The organism is Pseudomonas aestuarii, from assembly GCF_027988105.1.
Lineage (GTDB): Bacteria > Pseudomonadota > Gammaproteobacteria > Pseudomonadales > Pseudomonadaceae > Aquipseudomonas > Aquipseudomonas aestuarii.
The window spans coordinates 1-468 of sequence record NZ_JAQJZJ010000032.1; the positions used below are offsets into that span (position 1 = coordinate 1).

The window sequence follows — 468 nt, forward strand, 5'->3', positions numbered from 1 at the left end:
TCAGCATAGCGTCGGCACTTGGGTCAAAAATGCGTCGGCGGCAACACTGCGTTCGCAGACGGGGTATCGGCGGCGTCCGGGACGTTATGGTGGCAAGCCTCCAGTGGCCTCGCCGAATCATCTTGAGCGTCGATTCAATGTCACCGAACCCAACAAAGTCTGGGTCACGGACATAACCTACATCCGCACTTATGAGGGCTGGTTGTATTTGGCGGTGGTGCTAGACCTGTTTTCGCGGCAGGTAATCGGTTGGTCAATGAAACCGCAGATGACCAGCGACCTGGCTATTGATGCCCTGCTGATGGCGGTTTGGCGACGCAAGCCAAAGCAGGAGGTGATGATTCACTCAGATCAGGGGAGCCAGTGTTGCAGCCGATGCGCTTTTGACCCACATACCGAAATTTCATTGACCCAGTTTCGAACGCCGAACTCGTTGTTACATTTCGCGTTTCAGACTGAGGGGCTGGG

Annotated in this window: 1 protein-coding gene; it reads left to right on the forward strand. The window is 55.3% G+C overall.

Translation table 11 applies throughout. The features are described from left to right. Window positions 1–468, forward strand: a 468-nt coding sequence (locus PH586_RS23420) for a DDE-type integrase/transposase/recombinase (protein WP_271350210.1), incomplete at both ends; no start/stop codon positions are given.